The following is an 18,190-nucleotide window of genomic DNA, read 5'->3' as shown; positions in this document are numbered from 1 at the left end:
AATCTTATAAAACCGTCTAATGCAAAGAGCATCAGACGGTTTTTCTGTGTGTGTCTGAGACTATTTTCAATAGCTATTCTCTTCCATTGGTTACATATTTATCATATTCATCGTCTTCTAAGACATATTCGGTCAGTTCTATTTACCAAACCATAACCTATAGACATATTTAGATGATAAAGGTATCATTAACAATTATCATTTACACTACGGTTCCATCATTATGTCTAAGCGCCATACTTTATCTCGTACTTTGCCCTACTCTCGTTTGTATAGCGCCATTCTAACCACCCTACAGACCTCAAAAAAAGCACCTATGGTTCTAGCTGTAGGGACACTATTGCAATTCAGTCCAGCATTTGCTGACACAACGATTGATACCGACCAAAGTGCTCAGCCAAGTGTCACGCTTGATCCTATCGTGGTGGTTGCCAACCAAACACCAAAAGCCATCTCTGATATTCCAGCGACTGTCTGGTATATTGATGAGTACAAAGTCGATGAAGCGGCACGTACGGGTAAGCGTTTAGGCGACTTTATCGCTCAAGAAGTACCCTCCCTCGATTTGGGTAGCGGCGGTCGTACGAGCGCAGGTCAAAACTTGCGTGGGCGTAGTATGCAAGTAATGATTGATGGTGTATCACTCAATTCATCACGTGCTATCAGTCGTTATCTAGACTCGATTAGCATGGAAAATATCGAGAGTATCGAAGTATTGTCTGGTGCATCGGCAGTCTATGGTGGTGGCGCAACCGGTGGTATTATCAATATCAAGACCAAAAAAGCACAAGCTGGTGAACCACAAATCACCACTTCTATACAAGCAACTTCCGGCTTTCAGGATGAGGATGATATCTCTTACAAAGGTCATGCCTCAATCGGCGGTGGTACAGAAAATATCAAAAGTAAGCTAGCCGTCACTTATGAACAGACCGGCTCTTTCTTTGATGGCAGTGGTAAAATGCTGGTTCCTGATACCACTCAGGGTTCGTTGCAAGACAATGAGACCATTGATATCTTGACCAGTACACAACTACAGATTGATGAAAAGCAAACCTTAGACTTGTCAGCACAGTACTATAATAGTGAGCAGGATACGGATTACGGTATTCAGTATGATCTAACCACTTATCCATTCGGTGCCGAGATTAGTGAAGGTTTTGAGAGTGATCGTCAGGCCAGTACGGAACGTCAGCAATACAATGCCAATTACCACAATACTGAGCTATTCGGTCATGAAGTATATGCTCAGCTCTCACATCGCACTGAAGAGCTCAGCTTTATTCCATTCATCTATGGCACTTACTTTGCCGCTTCAGAGCAGTCAACTGACGTAACTTCAGCACGTGTCGCACTAAGCAAGGATTGGACTGACAAGCTCAAATTAACCTATGGTATCGATGGCTATCAAGACAAACTTGACAGTAATAAAATGATATTTAATCAGGGTACGAGCATTGCTACTGGTGGTCTGGTCAATGATGAGTTTGCCACCGTTGGACGCTACCCTGGCACTGAGGTAAATTCTATCGCTGGTTTCATTCAAGGTGATTATGAGCTAACCAATAAGCTAAGCGCGACAGCTGGTATGCGCTACCAACACCTAAACAATAAAATCGATGATTTTGTCTCTAGCACAGTACAGACTGATATTGCTTTAGGCAATGCCACTGGTGGTGACGCGATCCCTGGCGGTAGCACTGACTATAATGTTAGCCTATTTAACTTGGGGCTTAATTATAAACCTAACAGCAACCTACGCTATTTTGCGAACTTCTCGCAAGGCTTTGAGTTGCCTGATCCTGCAAAGTTTTATGGTCAAGGCATCTATGCAAAAAATGCAGCAAACTATTATGAGCTTGTTAATGGCTCTAATGTTTCAGGTACTGAACTTGATGGCATCAAAACTGATAGCTACGAGTTAGGCACGTCGTTTAATCATAACAATTTGACGGGTCAGCTGACTGGTTACTATAGCCTATCGGATGGCAGTATTGACTATGATCGCAGCACACTGCTGATCACTCAAAGTGATAATAAAAAACGTGTGTATGGTGTTGAAGCAAAAGGTGACTATGCGATTAATGACAATGTGAGCATCGGCGCACTGGCACATTGGGTTAAAAGCGAGACGCAGGTTGATGGTAGCTACGAAGACACTGTCGTGACTGACACCAGCCCAGCCAAATACGCTCTGTGGACACGCTGGGAAGATGACAATCAAGCGCTTAAGCTACAAGCAAATATGATGCGTGACGTCTCAGGTTACGATTCAAGTAGCGACTCTACTCAAGAGCTAGATGGCTATACCACGGTTGATCTAGATTACACATACTTCTTGCCTTCAGGCGAGTTTAGTCTGGGCGTTCAAAACCTATTGGACAAAGATTACACCACCGTTTGGGGGCAACAAGCGCAGATATATTATGGTAGCTACGCACCTGCATCAGCATTTGATTACAAAGGTCTAGGACGTACTTATACGGTTGGCTATACCCATCGTTTTTAAGTGACAGGCCAGTTTATGTCATATAGATAATGTAGACCAAAAAAAGTCCCTATTCATTTGAATAGGGACTTTTTTTACAACATCTAATACTTGCTAATCGTTAAGATGTTAAATCATTAATTCTATAGAAGCCTTTGTATTCAGACGTTGCTAGATTTTGGTAATCCATACGCTATGGTATCAATCACTTCATTATTCTGCTCAGCAATTAGTTGATAGCCCTTGATCACACCATCATAAGGCAAACCACTCACATACTGCTGATAATGATCATAGATAGCGTCTTTTACGATCGAGGTGCGTTTTGCTTTATTCATTTCAACAAAATCATTAGGTAGACATATATGAGCCAAACGCGATACTCCGCAACGAACCATCCAATTCGCATCCACAAACTCAAAATCTATCTCTGCTCTTAAACTATATGTACATAAAGACTTTGGAGGGTTAACTAAGTCGTGTTTGATTTGAGCAATATCATCTGCAAAGGGTTCGTAAGGTATATCGAGCACTGAAAATAGCGTCGCTAAAAATTCGTCAGCGGTAAAATATTTATCAATATAGCTGCCATCAAGCCCAAGGAACTTGCTCGACAATACATGACGCAGGCGCTCACACGCAGGAATGGTATGCTTTAGCGGATAACCCATCTTTTTGATAATATCTTGCGAACGCAGCTCAAGCGTGTCTATTTGATTGATCACGTATTGCGCTAAAAGATGATGTGGATGATAACGACGAGTATATTTGGATTGGTTAGCAACGTGGCTCATGAGATTAAACACCTTAGACTCCTGTAACTCCGACAAAAAAGTATGATATAAGCCCATATGGGCAAATAAAATCAGGCACAAATGAGGATGTCGGAGTACAGGCTCATGCGCTTTACCAGAGTTCTTTTATATCGTGCTGGAAGTTGCAAGGTTTGCACACCACTGCTATTACAAGAATAGTCGGTGATGACAAAACTGTTAAACCCACGATAGACAACGCAATAATGATAGCATATTAAATGATAAAAAATAAATACCGATGTGTGTGCCTGTTTGTGAATAATTGTTTTTCACTTTAAACACTCAGCTTTCGGTATTTCTATACGTCACTTGTTCACATGCTAGTACGAAGCTAAGTATTAGTATGGAAACGCTAGTGTTAAAGCATTAAGCATATCACCTATGTCTTAACGATTTACATCAACGACTATTCGACCACGAATTTTTCCATCCAATAACTCACTTGCTGTCGGAATAACTTCGCTTAGACCAATCTCTCTCGTGATTGCATCCAACTGTGTCATATCCAGACTCGTACTCAAGCGTTTCCATGCCTCTATACGCTCATCATAAGGTCGCGTCACACTATTGATACCAAGCAAACTCACTCCGCGCAAAATAAAAGGCGCAACAGTAGCAGGGAAATCCATGCCTTGAGCCAATCCACAAGTAGCGACTACACCATCTTCACATATACTGGCACAAACATTGGCAAGCGTATGACTGCCAACAGAATCGATTGCAGCGGCCCATCTTTCTTTACCAAGTGCGCGGCCCGGACTACTCAGTTCGGCACGATCAATGATAGTCGTTGCACCAAGGCTTTTTAAGTACTCCGACTCCTCTAGACGACCCGTAGAGGCTGTGACAGAGTAACCTTGGTTTGCCAAAAGTGCGATGGCAAAGCTACCCACGCCGCCATTAGCACCCGTCACCAACACTTCACCACGCTCTGGTGTCAGTCCATGACGCTCCAATGCGATTAGACAAAGCATCGCGGTATATCCTGCTGTACCTATCGCCATCGCCTGACGTTCAGTCATCGACTCAGGGAGCGGGATAAGCCAGTCACCATTCAATCTGGCTTTCTGTGATAGACCACCCCAATACTTCTCGCCCACGCTCCAACCATTCAATAACACCTTGTCGCCAGTTTTGTAGCGAGGATGATTGCTCGTTTCGACAGTGCCCGCTAAATCAATTCCTGGAACCATTGGAAATTGACGTACCACAGGACTACGGCCAGTAATGGCTAATCCATCCTTGTAATTAAGCGTGCTAAATGCCACACGAACCGTGACATCTCCTTCTGGTAATTGCGTGTCCTGTATTTCAGTCAGACTAGACTGATAAACATCGTCATTTTTTTCAATTAATATTGCTTTAAACATAACAGCTCCTATTTAGACCAATCGTCTATAAATAAATAAAAAATAATTTAGACCGGTCGTCTAAAAGTATAGATAAAAAAATTACTTCTGTATCCCTGCTACAAAACCTCGGAAAAAAGTATCTAACGGACTGACGTCTTGTACCAACTTAGCACGCAAAACCGCACCTTCCCAACCAATCCAAAAGAAAGCAGCAAGCTCATCACAATCACTATTAGAATGCATTTGTTCTTGTTGTACTGCAAGACGCAAGCAAGCTGCTAAACGCTGCTGCCAATCAAGCAGTATGTTTTCCAACTCACAACGAAAACTGTCAGGCAACACGACAATCTCTTGGCCTAAGTTGCCTACCAAACAGCCACGACGAAATTCATGCTTAATCATTCCCGACTTAGCATCCTCAACGAAATCATTAATACGCTGCATAGGAGACACTTGATCATTCAAAAGACAATGATCTAGCTTGCGAGCAAAATACAACGCATATTGCTGCAACACTTCCTGTCCAAATGCTTCTTTGTTTTTGAAGTAATTGTAGAAGGAACCTTTAGGCACATTGATACGTTTGAGTATGGCATCGATACCAGTGGTCGCAAAGCCTTGCTCTGTCAGCATCTCCATCCCAGATCTCAACAGAGCTTCACGGGTATCCGTAAACTCTCGTTCAATATTGGGTGGACGCCCTCGTCGGGCTTTTCGCTTAGTCATTGTCATGCATAGATATTATGACCGATCGTCTTTAATGTCAATAAATTATTTGTGAGATAGATATCCCTGTTATTTTTTAATTTAAGCTTTCCTATCAGCTAATTAACAATCCTTATCAAAAAAGCCCTTTAACTAATGCTGTTGACTTGGTATCTTGCCTCGCCACGCTTGTATTACCAAAATTGTTTATTCTACTATTGGCTAATCATTTTGCATTAGCACCTTCTTTGTATTGGATCTTATGAAACACAACATTGAGGCGAGCTCTGATGCTCGCCGGACTCAGTATTTTCAAGTATTCTTGATGGGCGTCAGCGCCTTTATTATGAATACCACAGAATTCGTCCCCGTCGCCCTATTGAGTGACATTGCCCAAGACTTCTCTATCACTACAGCAGAGACTGGATGGATGCTGACACTCTATGCTTGGATTGTCGCGGCCATGTCATTGCCACTGATGCTGCTGACCAGTCGTTTTGAGCGTAAACGTTTGCTCTTGGGGCTTTTTGCGGTGTTCATTGCCAGTCACGTGCTGTCCGTATTTGCATGGAGTTTTGATGTACTGCTCATCAGCAGAGTTGGGATTGCCTTATCTCATGCGATATTTTGGTCAATCACGGCAGCGATCGCTATACGTGTCGCGCCTGAAGGTAGGAAAGCTCTGGCACTTAGCGTACTTGCGACTGGTACCTCATTGGCGATGGTACTAGGTGTACCTTTAGGGCGCTTGGTCGGCCAATGGTTTGGCTGGCGAGCGACATTTGGTGGTATTGGCTTGATTGCTTTTATCGTATTTGTACTACAAGCTAGACTATTACCAACACTACCCAGTATGTTTGAAGGGTCTTTTAGGAAGATTCCAGAGCTACTCAAAAACCCATTATTGGTCTGCTTATACTTGCTTATTCTGCTTGTTTTTACCGCACACTATACGGCTTATTCTTATATCGAACCTTTCATGCGCCACGTTGGCTCAATCAGTGAAAACTCAGCAACACTTGTATTACTGCTATTCGGTATAGCAGGGATTGTCGGCAGCGTGATATTTAGTCGCTGGGGCGATAGATTCAATACCAGACTGATGCTGATATCGACGATACTGATGCTCGTGTCTATGCTTGCCCTATTGCTAGCGGTTACATCTGTATGGGCGCTCAGCTTTATTGCCTTACTTTGGGGCGCGGCGCTCATGCTGCTTATTATCTCGATGCAAGCCAAAGTCATTATGGTCGATGTCAATGCGCAAGACATGTTAATGTCGATGTTTTCCGGCATTATCAACTTAGGCATTGGTACTGGTGCGCTATTCGGTGGCTATGCCGTGACTCATATTTCACTATCAAGTGTCGGATATGTCGGTGCAGCTATCGCTGTTGTAGCGCTGCTACTGATGCTATTTATGATTAAGCGCTTTCCTGAATTGAGCAGAAAACTCGACTAACTAAAAGACGATGTTAAAAATAGTAGTCAAAATGCCAGCCACATAAGTGAGCTGGCATTTTCTTTAATGTTGGCTACAAAATCATTTTAGCTATTTATTTAAACATCCATTGAACGAACGTTCAGGTAAGGCTATACTAATTTTTATTGGACACAAGTATGCTTAGACTATCAATATGGTTAGGCCATAAACATAGTCAATGAAATACTGACAGGGATTAAGCACAAAAGGATGCGTGTGAAATGGATAATATTCAAAACAAGGAAGTCGTTGCCTTCGGTCTAAATACAGCTACGATGGCTATTAAGAACTTTCGACTTGTTGGAGGTTCGAGATGGCTGATGGAATGATTCAACAAGACAATCAAGATCAAGAAAATCAGGATAGCACTGCTCCTCTTAAGCTGGGCAAGTTACATTATGCTTGGATAGTTGCTGCGACAGGCTCTGTGGCAATGTTCTGTGGACTTGGGCTAGGACGATTCGCATTTGGCATGTTGCTACCATCCATGTCATCTTCTTTGGGATTAAATTACACTCAAAGTGGCATATTGGGATTCACCAACCTGATAGGCTATCTCGTTGCAGTGCTTTTAAGTCCGTTCGTTCTACCTCGGTTTGGTACTCGAGCTACTGCGACGTGCAGTCTGCTCTTGATCGCTGTCTCGATGCTCGGTATGGCTTTTACCACCAGCTTTCCCATACTTTGCGCACTCTATGTGCTGACGGGTATCGGTAGTGGCGGTGTGGTATTACCGATGATGAGTGTCATGTCGCATTGGTTTTTCCCTTCACACCGTGGACTTGCTTTAGGACTGGTCATGGCGGGTCCTGGGTTTGGCATTATTCTATCGGGCTTTGTCGTACCTAAACTTTTACCCTTCTCTAACTTACTGTCTTGGCAGACAGGTTGGCTAATTTTTGCTGTGATTAACATCGTGGTGGCTTGTCTTACTTTTACTTTGATTCGCAATCATCCAGACGATGTCAGTCAAAACCCTTTTGGGCGCGCACCTACTCTGCCTGTGAAAAACAAGAAAAAGCTAGAACGCAGCAACATTAAATTGCTCGTGCATCTAGGTATCATCTTCGCCATTTATGGTGCTACTTATATGGTTTACGTGACCTTTATCGTCACCAGCATGGTTGGCTCCTACCAATTAAGTGAAGCGACTGCGGGTGGTATTTGGGCATGGATTGGACTGCTTAGCGTCTTCTCAGGTATGTTGTTTGGCTGGATTTCTGATCACATTGGCAGACGTCTTGGTCTCGCTTTAGCCTTTGTTTTCCTTGCCATCGCTTATCTCTTGGTCGGATTAACTGATTGGCATTCAGGACTGTATCTGTCAATTATCCTGTTTGGCTTAGTGGTGTGGAGTGTGCCTGTCATTATGGCTGCCTCGGCGGGCGATTATTTCGGGCCTGCAGCGGCGGCAAGTGCTCTCGCGGCGCTGACTTTTGCTTTTTCAGGTGGACAGGCTCTCGGGCCAGTGGCAGCAGGCTATCTGGCAGAAATCACTGGTGACTTTAGTATCAGCTATATGGTATCTGGCATCGCCGCTTTTGTCGCGCTTGGACTTTCCTTATTATTACGTCCACAAAAATCAGCTTAATGAAGACCCTTTTTGCCCTTACTCTAAGCTGTGAGATAACGAACTACTACAAATAAACTTGAACGGTCGTTCATTTTTGTTTATAGTGGCTCTAACAAAACGATATTTATATAATCTAAACCCGTTCAGATCCACGACCCATACTTCAATATCATAAGGACAAGATAATGCTTAAGTTCTATTTTCACCAGACCCCTAACCCTCTGAAAGTCGCTCTATATCTTATGGAAACAGGCTTACCATACGAGTTAGTACCAGTAGATACGTTGAAAGGTGAACAGCATACGCCTGAATACCGCGCTATTAATCCTAATGGTAAAACCCCTGCTCTCGAAGATGATGGCAAACGTGTCTTTGATTCAACGGCTATATTGATGTACTTGGCCGAAAAAACAGGTCAACTAGCAGGCGCGCCAGAAGATCGCGGTGAGATGTTGTCATGGCTCATGTTTGTAGCGACAGGTTTAGGTCCTTTCTCTGGTCAATCAGTACACTTTAGTCACAAAGCGCCAGAAAAAATCCCTTATGCCATCAATCGCTATCTTCGCGAAGCAGAGCGTCATTACGAAGTGTTAGATAAGCATCTTGAAGGTCGTGAGTATTTGGTTGGTGATGACTACTCTATCGCTGATATTTCAGCATGGGGCTGGGTTGATAAGGCCGCGTTTATATTAGGCGAACCCGGCTTAGATAACTATCCTAACCTGAAGCGTTGGTTTGCTAGCATCAATGCTCGCCCTGCCGTAGAAAAAGCACGAAATATCGCTAAAGGCGTTGAGTTTAAGTCAGATTTTGATGAAGTCGCTGCACGTGCACTATATCCACAAAACTTCGCAAAAGACGCAGAATAGCGCTAGGGGTTATAAAAATGACAGATCAATACGTACCACCAAAAGTCTGGACACATGACGCAGAGAGTGGCGGCAAATGGGCCAGTGTCAATCGTCCCGTTTCAGGCGCTACTCATGAGCAAGCGCTACCCGTAGGCGAGCATGAGTTACAACTGTATTCTATCGCTACCCCTAATGGCCAGAAAGTAACGATTATGTTAGAAGAGTTACTGGCACTGGGCAAAGCGGCAGAGTATGATGCCCATATGATTCAGATTGGCGAAGGTGACCAGTTCGGATCAGGATTTGTAGATGTTAACCCTAACTCGAAAATTCCAGCCCTAGTTGATCAAAGTGGTGAAGATTCCGAAGCTGTATTTGAATCTGCGTCTATTTTAGTATATCTTGCTGAAAAATTTGGCGTACTACTGCCTGAAAAAGGTAGCGAGCGTACCAAAGTTTTTAACTGGTTATTTTGGTTACATGGCTCTGCACCGTATTTGGGTGGTGGTTTCGGTCACTTTTATGCTTACGCGCCCGAAAAGTTCGAATATGCGATCAATCGCTTTACGATGGAAACCAAGCGCCAGTTGGATGTACTAGATAAGCAATTGGCAAAAAATGAGTTTATCGCTGGTGACGAATACAGCATTGCTGATATTGCCACTTGGCCTTGGTATGGCAATCTGGTCGTGGGCACTCAGTACGACGCGCAAGAATTTTTGCAAGTTGATGATTATCCTCATGTGCAGCGCTGGGCAAAAGCGATGTTAGCGAGACCAGCTGTACAACGTGGCCGTATCGTCAACCGTACTTGGGGCGAAGCATGGGAACAACTAGAGAATCGTCACAGCGCCCAAGATATTGACAATGTATTAGCATTAAAACCAGAGTAGATTTCCTTACTAAATCTATTCTGACTGACACATCCGTTTGAATACAGATAACACATAAAAACCAAGTGACATCATTATCAATGAAAACGATAATAGTGTTACTTGGTTTTCTAATTAATAAAGCTATATAGTCAGAGAACTACTAAATGGCTACAGCGTTACCCTCCCTAGATGTACTACTTGTACAATCTGCGGTCGGATGCCTTGTATCCATTTTAGACTTCTTTGACTATAGTTCTAAGACAACCGCTTTTAAGGTGAAAATTATGAGTGCACATGCGAAGTTTAATCGTGATGACGTAATCGAAAAAGCCAAAGACCTATATTGGGAAAAGGGCTATCACGCTACATCGATGAGAAATCTACAAGATGTGGTTGATATGCGTCCTGGCAGTATTTATGCTGCTTTCGGCAATAAAGACAGCCTGTTCAAAGAGGCATTAAATCGCTATGCTGAGCAAGGCGCTACAAACCTTACTAACAGTATTGCACAAGAAAAAACCAAGCTTGACGGCCTAAAACGCTTCATTCACAGCGTGACTGTTTGCAATAAAAGCACTACCCCGAGTGGCATGTGTATGATTGTCAAAACAATCAGTGAGCTGACACAAAATGACAGTCCAGACTTGCTTACGCATGCGACAAATATTCTAGAAAATATCGAAGCGTCTTTTGTTAAAGTTTTTCAGCAAGCCATTGATAATGGTGAGATTAACACAGATGAAAGTGCCGAGGAACTTGCCCGCTATTTTCAAATTCAAATGATCGGCTTGAGAACATATTCGCAAGTAACGAATGATACGGATGCAGTAGAAAAGTATATTGATGATATATTCGCAAAGTTTCTGTAATGCTAATTTGTGATATTAGGATTAGAATTCAGATTTTTTAACATTTAGCGAATCACTTTCGATAAGACCGTCTACCAGATTGATAGTCCGATCACAGGATGCAGATAGACGTGGATCATGAGTAACCAACAACACACCGCAATCACGCTCACGGTTGACTTTGCGAAACAGCTCAAATACCTCGGCAGCCGTTACTGTATCTAGATTACCTGTGGGTTCATCAGCTAATAACAATGCAGGCTCTGTGATGAGCGCGCGAGCAATAGCCACTCGTTGTTGCTGGCCACCTGAGAGCTCATTCGGCTTGGTATTAGCGAACTTCTCTAGACCCACCGAAGCCAGTAACTCGCGCGCTTTTTGTATGGCAGATTGATTCGGGCGACCCTGAGTCAGCATCAATGGCATTAATACGTTATCTAACGCAGTAAATGCCTGAATAAGATGATGAAACTGAAATACAAAGCCAATACTGCCACCTCGCAGTGCCGTGCGACCGGCATCATCCATATTACTCGTTGCCTGCCCGAGCAGGTACAGCTCACCACTAGTCGGTTTGTCTAGCAAGCCAAGCACATTCAACAAGGTGCTTTTTCCAGAGCCAGAGGGACCAATGAGCGCAGCAAAATCATTATTATCAATGCGCAAGTCAATACCATGTAGCACCTCAATCTCATTGGGTTGGCCAATATTATAAGATTTTTTTAGTGCCTCTAAACGCAGCACTTCATGAGAGTTATTATTAGACATAACGAATAGCCACCACGGGATCCAATGCGGCAGCTCGGCGCGCTGGTATAGCAGCAGCCAATACACCGGTTAGCGTCGCTAGCAACATTGCTAGTAAGATAAGCTCTATAGACACTGGAATATAAAATAAACTTGGGCCAAAAGTGTTAAATACCCACACCAGCACATAACTCACCGCACTACCCAAAACAGAACCAAGCAAACCAAACACAGCACCCTGAATCAAAAATATCCATAAGATTTGCTGACGAGTCGCGCCAGTGGCACGTAAGATTCCAATTTCTCGAGTACGCTGTACCACACTGACGGATAGTACGCTCGCAATACCAAAGGCGACCGAAATACCCACAAAAACGATAATCATATTGGTAGACAAGCTCTGCGCTGATAGCCCACTCATCAATTGTGCATTGGTCTCAATCCAACTTTCTGCCTGCAAAGAGGTCAGACGCCCTACTTGCTCAGCAATATTGTCCGCCTCAAAGATATCGGCAACCGTTAGGTCAATCACTGTGACGCCTCCTGGCAAACTGAGCAATGACTGTGCTTGCTTTAGGTCCAGATAGACATAACGTGCATCCAGCTCACGGACACCCAACTCAAATATCCCAGCGACATTTACCACGGTATTGTCCTGCTCACCTGTATCGAGTCGCAGCTTGCTACCCACTTGAACACCGAGATTGTTGGCAAGCTCACTGCCGATGAGTACATTATCAGCACCGACTCGCAGATCGCCACTGATTAGATACTCATCAAGCGGTATGATTTTTTGGTATCGTTCGAGCTCTGTTCCGACTAATACGACCGACTCTAAAGCTTCTCCGCGCCGAACAAACGCAGGTCCTGATACCACAGGTGATACTGCCGTCAGTAACGGTAGTTTATCTAAGGTAGCGGTAATCTGCTGCCAGTTATTGATAGATCGTAGCCGTTGGGGACGCTTATCTTCTTGTATCAGCTGTGCGGTTCCCGCTGCTACTGGTGCCACTAGATTAACTTCATCTGGTGATACCAATTGAATATGAGATTGGCTACCAAGCGTTTTATCGATTAAATTGGTTTGTAAACCTTGAATTAAGGCTGTGATAAACACGATAACAGCCACACCAATAGCCACACCTAATGTAATCATCAGCGACTGTACCCGTCCCTCGCGTAAAAAACTGATCGCAATGACCGCGTCGATCCATAGGCGCCCGAACAAATTTTTCACTTGGAGGTTACCACTGGTTCATTACGGGTTGCTGACTCATCAGTACGCACTCGCTCACCATCGACCAATGGCGAAGTCGCATCAACCAGCACTTGATCTCCGTTATCCAGCCCTGCAATGACTTCCGACATCGCTAGACCACGAAGTCCTAATGTTATTTTTTGACGTTGTACTTTACCCTCACGTAGCAACCATACTTGAGCCGTATCTTCTTGGATATTGGCTAAAGCATCATTGGGCAGCACCAGTGCCTGCTCACGGCGACCTGTTTCAATATTCACTGAAACGGTCATGTCTTGTCGTAGAAACTCAGGCACGGGATCAACCGATAGCCGAACCTCTACCGTACCTCGCTGCGAATCAATACTCGGTGCTATGAAGTCAATACGAGTAGGAAAAGGTTGATCTGGATACGCATCGGCGATGGCAAGCGCTTCTTGTTGCAAGGCCAATCGTGATAAATTGCGCTCATCAAGCGGTACATGTACCTCTGTATTGCCAGCAAGTGCTATAGTAAATAAGGTTTTACCGGGCTGTACCAGATCGCCCGGCTCCACGTCACGAGTCAGTACTGTGCCAGCAACCTTGCTACGCACTTCTGTCTTGGCCAGTTGAGCCTGCAATGCCGCAATGCGCTCACGTAATAGTGCTTCTTCAACACCGCCAGAAGCCAATGCCTTTGCTCTTAGACGCGCCGCTTCCAAGTCATTGCGGGCTTGGCTCTGGGACTGCTCCGCCTGCTCCATTTCTTCATCCGATATCGCTGAAATTGCTGCCAATTCATGTCGACGTGCCACATTACGAGTCGCCTGTGTAAGCTGCACCTCAGCTTTTGATAGGTCAACCTGTGCTTGTGGGCGTCTACTGGTCACAAGCTCAGCCAACTCAGCCTCTGCTTGACGTACTTGTGCAGCCACATCATCTGAGCTAAGTACCAATAATAAATCACCTTTTGCCACTTCGTCGCCTTCTTGTACCAAGCGCTCAAGCACGACCCCCGTCACCTCACTACCAATTTGAGTACGTGATGTCGTCACGACACGTCCGGTCGCAACTACCGTTTGTACCAATGGCATAGATGAGACTGTATAGCTAGGCAACAGCGGTCCTCGCCACCAACGAAAGATAGCAAAACTCACTGCAAGCGCTAGTAGAACAATCACAATCAAATACTTATAGTTGACAGCTCGCAATGAGTTTCTCCGATTTTGAGTAAGAGCGTTTGATACTGATGGGCAATATGGTCTATGTATAGTCAATCCTCTATAAATTGGTACGGTGTCAGGCTTGCTTAGTCTACGAGTTGAGTACTTTCACTCGCCTTCCTTGTATCTAAATTATATTGAACCGACTATAGAAATATTTTATGCACAATAATATCGAGTGAGAGAATCATTATATCAATAATAATAGTGTTGATTTAACAAACTTTAGCTACTTATCTAACAGTTGACGACTGCTCTCAATCACTGGTGCATCTGCCATTTGACCATCTATTTCAAACACTGCCTGTCCACTGCGCTCATACTCCTCGACCACACGCTGAGCAAATGACAATGCTTCGTCTGTTGGTTGTAATGCCTGCTTGACGACAGCCACTTGTTTGGGATGAATACACAGCATTCCTGACATGCCCATCTGTGACCATAAATTTACTCGCGCGCTTAATCCTATCTCATCATTGAAGTCAGGATAAACCGTATCAATAGGCGCTGCCAACTGATGTACTTTTGACGTTAGAATTAATTGGTAGCGGATTTGGTTAGCGATGATATCCGCAGCAGGCGTATCTACTTGTACCCGCAAATCATTGCACAGATCTAAAAATCCATAACTAAACGCGGCTAACCCGACTGCTTTTGCCATACTGTCGATTTGATATAATCCAATGGCACTCTCAATCAATGCAATCACAGGTAAGTTGGTAAGCTGATATACGCTCTCAATGTCGGCGACTTGCTCAGCTTTAGCCAGTAGCACGCCAGCCAAATTTGGCATTTTTTGACAAAGTACTATGTCTTTGAAAAACTCCTCTCTACCTGCCTTATTAACACGTACCCAAATCGGCTGATAACCTGCGCTGTCATGATATTGCTGTAATGCTTCGCGGGCGTCTGCTTTACTCTCTGGCGCAACGGCATCTTCTAAATCGACAATAACTGCATCTGCGCCACTAGCAAAAGCTTTGGCTACTCTGTCGATGCGAGTCGCTGGCACGAATAGCCATGTTTTATTTTGAGAAGTTATATTTATTTTATGATTGATCACTGAATTCATGCTTAATTCCTATATTATTCAAGTAGCGATTAGCAGCTTTATTATGCCACTATACAGCTGATGCTCATTTAAAATTAGCAATTTATTCGTTAGTGCAAAACCAAGATTATTTTAACATTCCATCAAAAAACCAAATCAAAAAAACCGCATGAAAGTAAATTTCATGCGGTTCTTAAGTAACTTTTCTTGAATTTATATTCCAAGTTTTCTGATCGGCTAATTAAGCCAGCATACCGCCATCGACAACGATCGTTGCGCCTGTGGTATAACTTGAAGCGTCCGACACTAGATACAATACTGTGCCAGCCATTTCATCAGGATTCGCGACGCGCCCTAGTGGAATAGCATGTAGCGCCATTTTTAAGACTTTATCATTGGTTGTTAAGGCAGAGGCGAACTTGGTATCGGTTAAACCTGGCAATAACGCATTGACGCGGATATTGAGTGGGCCACATTCTTTTGCAAAAGCTTTGGTCATGCTAATAACCGCCGCTTTGGTGATTGAGTAAATGCCTTGCTTGTCGCCTGCTACCAAACCGTTGACCGATGCGGTATTCAAAATGACACCGCCGCCTTGCTCTTTCATCATTTTGCCAGCGGCCGTCGACATAAAGAAATAACCGCGGATATTAACTTCGACGGTCTTATCAAAAGCTGCTAAATCTGTATCTAAGATATGGCCGTAGTACGGGTTAGCTGCAGCGTTATTGACTAAGATATCGATTTGACCAAATTCACTTTTGATATGCTCAAAAATCGCATCAATCTGCGCCATCTCACCTACATGACAAGCAAAGGCGCTTGCTTTGTGACCATCAGCGACGATGCTATCAGCGACTGCTTGGCAAGCATCAATCTTACGACTAGAGACGATCACATGCGCGCCTCTTGAAGCCAATAAACGAGCAATAGATTCGCCAATACCACGGCTAGCGCCAGTAACCAAAGCAACTTTACCGGTTAAATCAAATAAATCTTTCATCGTTATTCCTTATATTTTTATAAACTTTATATTCTCAAACAATCATGCCTGAGCACCATCACTAGGTCGCTAAATGCAGATAATCGCTGTCATATCTAACAGCGATTATCGAGCACTAGTAAATAAATAATGAGCGCTCAATTGCCACAGTTACGCTAGCATACCACCATCGAGTGTAAAGGCATGGCCATTCATAAAGGTGCTTTCATCGCTAGCTAGCCATGCAATCGCACTAGAAATTTCATTCACATCTCCTAGGCGGCGCAGTGGACTTGCCTTAATCGTTGCTTGCTGCGTACGCTCGTCCATGGTCGCCATGGTATTGCGTACCATCGGTGTATCAATGAAGCTTGGGCATACAGCGTTAAAACGAATATTGGCGCGGGCATACTCATGAGCAGCAGATTTGGTCAGACCCATAACCCCATGTTTAGCAGCGCTATAAGCTGAAATCATAGGCGCTGAGCGTAGGCCTGCGATAGATGCGACGTTAATCACATGACCGCCACCATTAGGTATCATACAGTTGACGGCGGCACGCATACAGTGCCAAACGCCTTTTAAATTCACTGCGATATTACGATCAAAGTCCTCATCACTCAGCTCATGCATCGGCGAAGGCTTATGGTCGATACCAGCATTGTTTACCACAACATCTAGGCCACCAAGCGTTTCTACTGCAAAGTCGAACAACGCTCGTACTTCATCACCACTGGTCACGTCTACTTTTTTGAAGACAATACTGTTGCCAGCGTCTTGACCTTGCTTGGCAACCGCTTCTCCCATTTCTTCTGCCATATCACCGATCACGACTTTTGCGCCGCGACTGGCTAGCAATAATGCGCTTGCTGCCCCGATGCCTGATGCACCGCCCGTGATTAAAATTCGTTTACCCGTTACATCTGATGCAATTCCGTTTGTATTCAGTGTCATGATCTATCCCTCTACCTTAAGTACTAGTTTACCGAAGTTTTCACCTTTAAAGAGCATCATCAAAGTATCTGGGAACGTCTCGATACCTTCAACGATATGGTCTTTCACTTTCATATCACCTGACTGAATCCAGCCAGCGATATCTTTCATGGCGACTGGATATTCTTTGATATTATCAAATACCACGATGCCTTCCATACGGGCACGATTGACCAATAATGATAAATAGTTCGATGGGCCTTTGACTTCTGTGGTGTTGTTATACTGACTGATCGCACCGCAAATGACGATACGCGCATGCAGGTTTATTTGTGTGAGGACGTCATTTAAGATATCACCGCCTACGTTGTCAAAGTACACATCGACGCCGTCTGGACAGGTTTTCTTTAGTGCTTTTTTCACATCTTCATTTTTATAGTCAATTGTCGCATCAAACCCAAGCTCATCGACTAAGAATTTGCATTTCTCAGCGCCGCCTGCGATACCGACAACGCGGCAGCCTTTAATTTTGGCAATCTGACCAACCAAGCTACCAACAGCACCAGCTGCGCCAGAGACGACGACAGTCTCACCCGCTTTTGGCTGACCTGTTTTGAGCAAACCAAAATACCCTGTCATACCCGGCATGCCGAGTACGCCCAAGTAGTAAGACAATGGTGCCAGTTTTGGATCAACTTTGTACAGATTAGCACCATCACTGACGGCATAGGACTGCACGCCATCGTGACCTGCGACATAGTCACCAACGATAAATTTCTCATGCTTACTTTCAATCACTTCGCCTACAGTACCAGCACGCATGACTTCACCAATCTGTACCGGTGCGATATAAGATTTGGCATCGTTTAGCCAACCACGCATCGCCGGATCGATAGAGATGTATTCAACTTTAATCAGTAGCTGACCATCGGTGATAGTCGGTATTTCTGTCTCGGTATAATCCCAAGTCTCGGCACTAGGCTCGCCTACTGGTCTTGCTTTTAATCGCCACTGTTTATTAATTTTTGTCATGTCTCTTTCCTTA

Annotated in this window: 16 protein-coding genes; 6 read left to right on the top strand and 10 right to left on the bottom strand. The window is 44.1% G+C overall.

Annotation, left to right across the window (positions count from 1 at the left end; all coding sequences use genetic code 11):
- Positions 1–223 precede the first annotated feature (223 nt).
- Positions 224–2,509 carry a TonB-dependent receptor gene (locus IPZ60_RS08430; protein ID WP_194197355.1) on the top strand — a complete coding sequence of 762 codons (2,286 nt, stop codon included), beginning with the start codon at positions 224–226 and terminating at the stop codon, positions 2,507–2,509.
- A gap of 140 nt (positions 2,510–2,649) precedes the next feature.
- Here the strand turns inward: IPZ60_RS08430 and IPZ60_RS08425 are convergent, their stop codons facing one another.
- The 3 genes from IPZ60_RS08425 to IPZ60_RS08415 form a co-directional block, all read right to left on the bottom strand.
- Positions 2,650–3,282: a hypothetical protein gene (locus tag IPZ60_RS08425; protein WP_194197354.1), complete on the bottom strand. Its 633-nt coding sequence runs from the start codon at positions 3,280–3,282 to the stop codon at positions 2,650–2,652.
- Between the two features lie 407 nt (positions 3,283–3,689).
- Positions 3,690–4,673, bottom strand: coding sequence for an MDR family oxidoreductase (locus IPZ60_RS08420; protein ID WP_194197353.1), 984 nt, complete (start codon positions 4,671–4,673; stop codon positions 3,690–3,692).
- 81 nt (positions 4,674–4,754) lie between these two features.
- A complete protein-coding gene (locus tag IPZ60_RS08415) occupies positions 4,755–5,381 on the bottom strand; it encodes a TetR/AcrR family transcriptional regulator (protein ID WP_265087453.1) in 627 nt (208 codons plus the stop codon).
- Between the two features lie 241 nt (positions 5,382–5,622).
- Between IPZ60_RS08415 and IPZ60_RS08410 the strand changes: the two genes are divergently transcribed.
- The 5 genes from IPZ60_RS08410 (at position 5,623) to IPZ60_RS08390 (ending at position 11,011) form a co-directional block, all read left to right on the top strand.
- A complete protein-coding gene (locus IPZ60_RS08410; protein ID WP_194197351.1) occupies positions 5,623–6,822 on the top strand; it encodes a sugar transporter in 1,200 nt (399 codons plus the stop codon).
- Between the two features lie 334 nt (positions 6,823–7,156).
- Positions 7,157–8,434 carry a YbfB/YjiJ family MFS transporter gene (locus tag IPZ60_RS08405; RefSeq protein ID WP_194197350.1) on the top strand — a complete coding sequence of 426 codons (1,278 nt, stop codon included), beginning with the start codon at positions 7,157–7,159 and terminating at the stop codon, positions 8,432–8,434.
- 167 nt (positions 8,435–8,601) lie between these two features.
- Positions 8,602–9,285 (top strand): glutathione S-transferase family protein, encoded by a 684-nt coding sequence (locus IPZ60_RS08400; RefSeq protein WP_194197349.1) that lies wholly within the window; start codon positions 8,602–8,604, stop codon positions 9,283–9,285.
- Between the two features lie 17 nt (positions 9,286–9,302).
- The gene (gene yghU, locus IPZ60_RS08395; protein ID WP_194197348.1) at positions 9,303–10,160 is read left to right on the top strand and encodes a glutathione-dependent disulfide-bond oxidoreductase; all 858 of its coding nucleotides are present in this window, start codon (positions 9,303–9,305) and stop codon (positions 10,158–10,160) included.
- 266 nt (positions 10,161–10,426) lie between these two features.
- Entirely contained in the window at positions 10,427–11,011 is a 585-nt protein-coding gene (locus IPZ60_RS08390) for a TetR/AcrR family transcriptional regulator (protein WP_194197347.1), read from the top strand.
- A gap of 21 nt (positions 11,012–11,032) precedes the next feature.
- Here IPZ60_RS08390 and IPZ60_RS08385 read toward each other — a convergent pair whose 3' ends face one another.
- The 7 genes from IPZ60_RS08385 to IPZ60_RS08355 all read right to left on the bottom strand — a co-directional run bounded on the left by IPZ60_RS08385 (position 11,033) and on the right by IPZ60_RS08355 (position 18,177).
- On the bottom strand, positions 11,033–11,758 hold the full coding sequence (locus tag IPZ60_RS08385) for an ABC transporter ATP-binding protein (protein WP_194197346.1): 726 nt from the start codon (positions 11,756–11,758) through the stop codon (positions 11,033–11,035).
- On the bottom strand, positions 11,751–12,974 hold the full coding sequence (locus IPZ60_RS08380) for an FtsX-like permease family protein (protein WP_194197345.1): 1,224 nt from the start codon (positions 12,972–12,974) through the stop codon (positions 11,751–11,753). The genes IPZ60_RS08385 and IPZ60_RS08380 overlap by 8 nt, the downstream gene beginning before the upstream one ends.
- Positions 12,971–14,167 (bottom strand): efflux RND transporter periplasmic adaptor subunit, encoded by a 1,197-nt coding sequence (locus tag IPZ60_RS08375; protein WP_194197344.1) that lies wholly within the window; start codon positions 14,165–14,167, stop codon positions 12,971–12,973. Before IPZ60_RS08375 ends, IPZ60_RS08380 begins: the two co-directional genes overlap by 4 nt.
- A gap of 241 nt (positions 14,168–14,408) precedes the next feature.
- Positions 14,409–15,251 carry a CoA ester lyase gene (locus IPZ60_RS08370; protein WP_194197343.1) on the bottom strand — a complete coding sequence of 281 codons (843 nt, stop codon included), beginning with the start codon at positions 15,249–15,251 and terminating at the stop codon, positions 14,409–14,411.
- 220 nt (positions 15,252–15,471) lie between these two features.
- On the bottom strand, positions 15,472–16,233 hold the full coding sequence (locus IPZ60_RS08365; RefSeq protein WP_194197342.1) for an SDR family oxidoreductase: 762 nt from the start codon (positions 16,231–16,233) through the stop codon (positions 15,472–15,474).
- A gap of 150 nt (positions 16,234–16,383) precedes the next feature.
- Positions 16,384–17,166 carry an SDR family NAD(P)-dependent oxidoreductase gene (locus IPZ60_RS08360; protein WP_194197341.1) on the bottom strand — a complete coding sequence of 261 codons (783 nt, stop codon included), beginning with the start codon at positions 17,164–17,166 and terminating at the stop codon, positions 16,384–16,386.
- A 3-nt stretch (positions 17,167–17,169) separates the two neighbouring features.
- The gene (locus IPZ60_RS08355) at positions 17,170–18,177 is read right to left on the bottom strand and encodes an NADP-dependent oxidoreductase (protein ID WP_194197340.1); all 1,008 of its coding nucleotides are present in this window, start codon (positions 18,175–18,177) and stop codon (positions 17,170–17,172) included.
- Positions 18,178–18,190 lie beyond the last annotated feature (13 nt).

This window comes from Psychrobacter sp. NG25 (assembly GCF_015234355.1).
GTDB lineage: Bacteria > Pseudomonadota > Gammaproteobacteria > Pseudomonadales > Moraxellaceae > Psychrobacter.
Note: the sequence above shows the minus strand (reverse complement) of the source record. Positions and strands in the feature narration are given on the sequence as shown.